Here is a 7166-nt window from a genome sequence, read left to right on the forward strand (position 1 = left end):
TATATTAGTAGTCATAAATACGCTACCTGCTAATACTAAATTATCATCACCTGTCATAGAAACAGTTGAACATCCATTAAATCCGAACCAGCAGAACCATAGTATAAATACTCCAAGAGCACCAACTGTTATGTTATGTCCTGGTATGGCGTTTGGACTACCGTCTTTGTTGTATTTACCAATACGAGGTCCTAATATCTTAGCACCAACTAAAGCAGCTACACCACCGACCATATGAACTGCAGTAGATCCAGCAAAATCAATAAATCCTAATTGAGAAAGCCATCCACCGCCCCATATCCAGTGACCTGATATAGGATAAATAACTGCACTTATTACTATAGAATAAGCTAAATAAGATTTAAATTTAGTTCTTTCTGCCATAGCTCCTGATACTATAGTAGCAGCAGTGGCGCAGAATACTGTTTGGAATATAACAAATGCCCAAGATGGATATCCACCTTCAACACCGTAATCGCCTTGAATAAAGAAATCAAATCCGCCGATAAATTTACCACTACCGGCAAACATTAAACCAAATCCTAAAATCCAAAATATCAATGAACCACAAGCAAAGTCCATTAAGTTTTTCATTATAATATTACCTGCATTTTTTGCTCTAGTAAATCCTGTTTCAACCATTGCAAACCCGGCTTGCATAAAGAATACAAGAGCAGCCCCTAATAATACCCATATCGTATCGACTGATGAATACATAATAAATCCTCCTATTTTTATAAAAAATTAAAGGCGCATACCTATCTACGTAAATAGTAGATAGAGTACACGCCCTTGTGTAGATAGTATTTAGTTATGTTAAAATATGAATTTTAAACTAATTTATACGCTGAATAATAAATCTGTGTAAGTTGGGAATGGCCAGTAGTCTTTTCCAACTAAAGTTTCTAGTTCGTCAGCTATAGCACGAACTTCGTTCATTTGTGATAATATTGTATCGTGGAAGAATTTTGCTAATTCTTCGTTGTCATCTATATCTTTTGCTTCTAGTACGTATTTTTCTAAATCAGCAGTTTTCTTAGCTAAACAAGCACTTAATGAAGATATCTTAGTTACTAAATCAGTTTCTAAAGAAGTATCTATATCAGCAGATAAGCTCTTCTTAGCTAAAGCAGATTCAGTTAAATCTTTAGAGTATCTACATACAGCTGGTATGATATCTTTTTTGATCATTTCAAGCATTGTTTGAGCTTCTATATTTATAGTTTGAGCATATTTTTCAAGTAAGATTTCTTTTCTTGATTCTAATTCTAATCTAGTATATACTCCGTGTTTTTCAAATAATTTTACATTCTTTTCATCTGTGTAGTGAGGTAGAGCATCTGCTGAAGATTTTAAGTTTAATAATCCTCTTCCTTCAGCTTCAGCTACCCATTCAGGTGCATAGTTGTTTCCATTGAATATTATAGCTTTGTGTTCTTTTAATATTTTCTTTAATATTTCTTTTAATGCAGCATCTACATCTTCTTTTCCTTCTAGATAATCAGATATATAATCTAGAGAATCAGCTACTATAGTATTAAGTATAGTGTTAGGACAAGCTATATTAGCAGTAGAACCTAACATACGGAATTCGAATTTATTTCCAGTAAATGCGAATGGAGATGTTCTGTTTCTATCTGTAGTATCTTTTTTGAATGATGGTAATACGTCAACATCTATTTCTAATGATTTTAAAGTTTCTTCGTTGTATGGAAGTTCTTCTTCTATGCAATGTAATACTTTTTCTAAGTCAGTTCCTATGAACATTGATAATATTGCTGGAGGCGCTTCGTTTCCACCTAGACGATGGTCGTTACCTGCATCTGCAACTGATATTCTTAATAAGTCTTGGTTTTCATGAACAGCTTTTATTATAGCTATAAAGAAAGTTAAGAATACTTTGTTGTTCATAGGGTCTTTTCCTGGGCTCAATAGGTTTTTACCTGTGTCAGTTGAAATAGACCAGTTGTTATGTTTACCAGAACCATTTACACCAGCGAATGGTTTTTCATGTAGTAAGCACATTAAACCGTGTTTACATGCTGTTTTTTTCATTACATCCATTGTTAATTGGTTGTGGTCAGTAGCAACATTTGTAGTTGTGAATATAGGAGCTAGTTCGTGTTGAGCTGGAGCAACTTCGTTATGTTTAGTTTTTGCTAAAACTCCTAATTTCCATAATTCTTCATCTAAATCCTTCATATATTCAACTACTCTTGGTTTTATAGCACCGAAGTAGTGGTCATCTAATTCTTGTCCTTTAGGTGGTTTTGCACCAAATAAAGTTCTACCAGTGAATTTTAAATCTATTCTCTTATTGTACATTTCTTTGTCTATTAAGAAATATTCTTGTTCAGGACCAACTGTAGTAGTGACTCTCTTAACATCTGTTTCACCTAATAAATGTAAAAGTCTTACAGCTGATTTATTTATAGCTTCCATTGATTTTAATAATGGAGTTTTCTTATCTAGAACTTGGCCTCCATATGAACAGAAAGCAGTTGGTATACATAGAGTACCATTTCTTAAGTAAGCATAACTAGTTGGATCCCATACAGTATATCCTCTAGCTTCAAATGTAGATCTTAATCCTCCTGATGGGAAAGAAGAACCGTCTGGTTCACCTTTTACTAATTCTTTACCAGAGAATTCCATTATTACTTTTCCGTCTTCAGTTGGGTTTATAAAACTGTCGTGTTTTTCAGCAGTTATACCAGTCATTGGTTGGAACCAGTGAGTAAAGTGAGTAGCACCATGTTCTATAGCCCAATCCTTCATAGCATTTGCAACTACGTTTGCAATTTTTAAATCGATTGGTTTTCCTTCTTTTATAGTATTTTGTAATGCTTTGTAAACGTCCTTTGGTAGTCTATCTTTCATTACAGATTCGTTAAATACTAAGCTTCCAAATATCTCAGGAACTTTTGTCATAATAATTACCTCCAAAATTTAAAATAAAATAGATATACTCCATCGTATAATCCATAAAATTTACTTATTAATTAAAATTACTTTGAAAAAAGAAAAGCGCTGTAGGATCATCTATAACCTACAGCGCCTTTGCTGTTTTAACTAACTTTATAAACATATTGTATTCAAAATGTAAAAGACTGTCAACAAGAATTTTCAGTTTTTTCTTAATTTTATATAAAAATTAAATTTTATATTTTAAAAATAAAAAAGCCTACATTATATGACAAAAATTGATATTATATAATATATACAAAAATATTTGCTAAAAGATTTCAAAATATTGACAGTTATAAATAAATATTCTATAATAGTCACATTGAACAAGGGCGTTCATTAAAAGGTGTGAATATTTATTTTAACACCCTTTAATGAGTGCCCCTTTTTTTAAGAAAAATTTCTATATTTGAAGAATTTTTACAATAGATAATGTAGATTTAGAGGAGGAGTTACATGGATTATAAAACTAGTGAGGTTTTAGAATTTATAGAAGAAAATGATATAAAATTTATAAAATTAGCATTTTGTGATATATTTGGAAATCAAAAAAATATAACGATAATGCCTAGTGAATTGAAAAGAGCGTTTGATGAAGGAATTTCCTTCGATGCATCAGCTGTAACTGGTTTTATGAATGTAGAAGAATCTGATTTATTGTTGTTTCCAGAAGCAAATACTATGTATTTACTACCGTGGAGACCGCAGCATGGAAGAGTTGTAAGATTTTTTTGTAATATAAAACATCCAGATGGAAGATGCTTTGAAGGAGATTGTAGAAATATTTTAAAAGAAGTTATAAAGGAAAGCAAGTTAAAAGGATTTTCTACTAAGATAGGTTGTGAAAGTGAGTTTTACTTATTCGAACAAGACGAATTTGGAAATCCAACTATGAAGCCTTACGATAGAGGTACTTATTGTGATATATATCCGAATGATAGATGTGAAAATATAAGACGAGATATTTGCTTATCTCTTGGAGAAATGGGAATAATGCCTATAAGCTCACATCATGAGCAAGGACCAGGACAAAATGAAATAGACTATCAGTACAGTGATGCATTATCTGCTGCTGATAATTTGATAAGCTTTAGATCTCTTGTGAAGACTAAGGCATGTGAAAATGGATTGTTTGCTTCATTTATGCCGAGACCTTTAAATACTGAATGTGGAAATGGATTACATATTAACCTATCTCTATATAAAGATGGAAAAAATGTTTTTAGAGATGAAGATTCTAGTGATTATGAATACGCAAAAAGCTTTATAGCAGGGATATTAAATCGTATAGAAGAGATTACTTTGTTTTTAAATGCATCTACAAATTCATATTCTAGACTAGGTAAAGACAAGGCGCCAAAATACATTACATGGTCAAAGGAAAATAGATCACAGCTTATAAGAATTCCAGCCGCTAAAGGAGATAGATGTAGAATGGAGCTTAGATCACCTGATTCTAGCTGTAACCCTTATATAGTTTTTGCTTTGTTAATTAAAGCAGGTATGGAAGGCGTAGAAAATAACTATAAGCTTTGCAAACCTCATAATATAAATTTATTTGATGCTGAAGAAGAAAAGTTACAGGAAGTAAAAAAATTGCCTGTTAATTTAAATGAAGCGATCAAAATTGCAAAAAGTAGTGAATTTATAAAAAGTGTATTGCCACAAAAAACTATCGATAATTATATAAATGACAAGATGGAAGAATGGAATATTTATAGTTCAGTAACTGATAAATTTAAAGCAGAAAAGCAATTGTATTTTGAAAAGCTTTAAATGTAAAAGGGGGGACCAAGATGACTTGTGCGCTGATAGTGTCAACGTCGGAAAAGGGGAAAAGTTTTTTTGTGGACTTGATGAAAACAGCTGGAATTTCCAATACTGTCACTGTTGGCAATGGTAGTGAAGCTAGGCGTATGTTAAATAGAAGTGATTTTGATTTGGTAGTTATCAATACTCCACTATCAGATGAGTTTGGACATGAACTTTCTATTTCAATTAGTAAAAATTATAATTCAGGTGTTTTATTAGTAGTAAAAAATGATATTGCCGATGCTATTTCATCTAAAGTAGAAGATTATGGAGTATTTGTTATAGAGAAACCATTAAATAGACAATTTGTGTATAAAAGTATAAAGTATATTTGTGTATCAAGAAAAAAATACTTAGGTCTTCAAAGTGAAAATGAAAGACTTAAGGTTAAAATTAGTGAAATTAGACTCATAGACAGAGCTAAATGTATTTTGATACAGTATTTAAATATGAGTGAGCCACAGGCACACAGGTATATAGAAAAGCAGGCTATGGATTTAAGAGTAACTAAGAAAGAAATTGCTGAGAGTATTTTAAAAACTTATGAATTGTAAGTTATTTTTATTATTTTATCAAATTTTATTCGTGTAGGAGGTTTTTAGTATGACAAAATATGTATTTGTAACAGGTGGTGTTGTTTCAGGTTTAGGTAAAGGAATAACAGCAGCATCTCTAGGAAGATTATTAAAAGCAAGAGGATTTAAGGTAGCAGCTCAAAAACTTGATCCATATATAAATGTAGACCCAGGAACAATGAGTCCATACCAACATGGGGAAGTTTATGTAACAGAAGATGGAGCTGAAACAGACTTAGACTTAGGTCATTATGAAAGATTTATAGATGAAGATTTAAATAAATATTCAAATTTAACAACAGGAAAAGTTTATTGGAATGTTTTAAATAAGGAAAGACAAGGCGAATACTTAGGGGAAACTGTACAAGTTATACCTCATGTAACTAATGAAATAAAAAGCTTCATATACAATGTAGGTGAAAAAAGCGACGCAGACGTTGTTATAACTGAAATAGGTGGAACAACTGGTGATATAGAAAGTCAACCATTCTTAGAAGCTATAAGACAAGTATCATTAGAAGTTGGAAGACATAATTGCTTATTTATACATGTTACATTAGTTCCATATATAAAGAGCTCAGGAGAACATAAATCTAAACCAACACAACATTCAGTTAAACAATTACAAGGCTTAGGTATAATGCCAGATATCATAGTAACTCGTTCAGAAGCACCTATAGACGAAGTAGTTAAGAAGAAAATATCACTATTCTGTAATGTAAAACCTGATTGTGTAATAGAAAATAAAACTATAGATGTACTATATGAAGTACCTATGATGCTAGAAGAGCAAAATCTATGTGATATAGTTTGTAGAGAATTAGATTTAAAATACGACAAATGCGATTTATCTGATTGGGAAAACATGCTTGAAAGAGTTAAAAACAGAGATAAAACTGTAAAAATAGCTCTAGTTGGTAAATATACTAAATTACATGATGCATATTTATCAGTAGTTGAAGCTCTATCACATGCAGGATATGAAAATAGTGCAGTTATAGATATTAAATGGGTAGATGCAGAAGGTGTTAATAAAGATACAGTAGATGATTTATTAAAGGATTGCCAAGGTATATTAGTACCAGGTGGATTTGGAGATAGAGGTATAGAAGGTATGATTTGTGCTGCAAATTACGCAAGAGTGAATAACATACCTTACTTAGGAATTTGTTTAGGTATGCAAATAGCAGTTATAGAATTTGCTAGAAACGTACTTAATATGGAAAATGCAAACTCAACAGAATTCGATTTAGAAGTAAAATATCCAGTAATAGCTTTAATGCCAGATCAATTTGGAAATATACTAGGTGGAACAATGAGACTTGGGGCATATCCATGTAAAATAAAAGAAGGAACTATGATGCACAAATGCTATGGTCAATTAAATATAGCAGAAAGACATCGTCATAGATATGAATTTAACAACGACTACAGACAACAAATGATAGATGCAGGTCTTACTATAGCAGGTACTTCTCCTGACGATAAATTAGTAGAAGCTGTAGAAGTAGCAGAAAATAAATTCTATGTTGGTGTTCAATACCATCCAGAATTCAAGAGTAGACCAAATAGAGCTAACCCAATTTTCAAGGGATTTATAGAAGCTGCAGTTGACATGTTATAGGAAATTTTTGTTTAAAAATATGAAAAATTAAATTAAAATAATATTATAATAAAGTAAATAAAATTCAGATGAGGTGACACAATGGATAGCAAAAAGTTTGTAATGTCTTACAGTGGTGGAAAGGACTGCATGCTTGCCATGTATAAAAAAATAAAAGAAGGATTTACACCTGTGGCATTGATCACTAC

5 protein-coding genes are annotated in these 7166 nt (G+C 31.4%); 3 read left to right on the plus strand and 2 right to left on the minus strand.

Features of this window, described 5'->3' with window-relative positions:
- The coding region (locus tag MR593_RS00475) for an ammonium transporter (protein WP_442908391.1) at positions 1–717 on the minus strand (717 nt) is incomplete at its 3' end.
- A 123-nt stretch (positions 718–840) separates the two neighbouring features.
- Positions 841–2931, minus strand: coding sequence for a glutamine synthetase III family protein (locus MR593_RS00480; RefSeq protein ID WP_290685725.1), 2091 nt, complete (start codon positions 2929–2931; stop codon positions 841–843).
- 492 nt (positions 2932–3423) lie between these two features.
- Between MR593_RS00480 and MR593_RS00485 the strand changes: the two genes are divergently transcribed.
- From MR593_RS00485 to MR593_RS00495, 3 genes are all read left to right on the plus strand, one after another.
- Positions 3424–4743: a glutamine synthetase family protein gene (locus MR593_RS00485; RefSeq protein ID WP_290685728.1), complete on the plus strand. Its 1320-nt coding sequence runs from the start codon at positions 3424–3426 to the stop codon at positions 4741–4743.
- An 80-nt stretch (positions 4744–4823) separates the two neighbouring features.
- The gene (locus MR593_RS00490; RefSeq protein ID WP_290685733.1) at positions 4824–5333 is read left to right on the plus strand and encodes an ANTAR domain-containing response regulator; all 510 of its coding nucleotides are present in this window, start codon (positions 4824–4826) and stop codon (positions 5331–5333) included.
- A 49-nt stretch (positions 5334–5382) separates the two neighbouring features.
- Positions 5383–6978 carry a CTP synthase gene (locus MR593_RS00495; RefSeq protein WP_290685731.1) on the plus strand — a complete coding sequence of 532 codons (1596 nt, stop codon included), beginning with the start codon at positions 5383–5385 and terminating at the stop codon, positions 6976–6978.
- Positions 6979–7166 lie beyond the last annotated feature (188 nt).

Source organism: Intestinibacter sp. (assembly GCF_022780145.1).
Taxonomy (GTDB): Bacteria; Bacillota; Clostridia; order Peptostreptococcales; family Peptostreptococcaceae; genus Intestinibacter.

Coding starts and splice junctions, on each gene's coding strand:
- MR593_RS00495 (WP_290685731.1), top strand. CDS start 5,383: ATGACAAAATATGTATTTGTAACAGGTGGTGTTGTTTCAGGTTTAGGT.
- MR593_RS00480 (WP_290685725.1), bottom strand. CDS start 2,931: ATGACAAAAGTTCCTGAGATATTTGGAAGCTTAGTATTTAACGAATCT.
- MR593_RS00485 (WP_290685728.1), top strand. CDS start 3,424: ATGGATTATAAAACTAGTGAGGTTTTAGAATTTATAGAAGAAAATGAT.
- MR593_RS00490 (WP_290685733.1), top strand. CDS start 4,824: ATGAAAACAGCTGGAATTTCCAATACTGTCACTGTTGGCAATGGTAGT.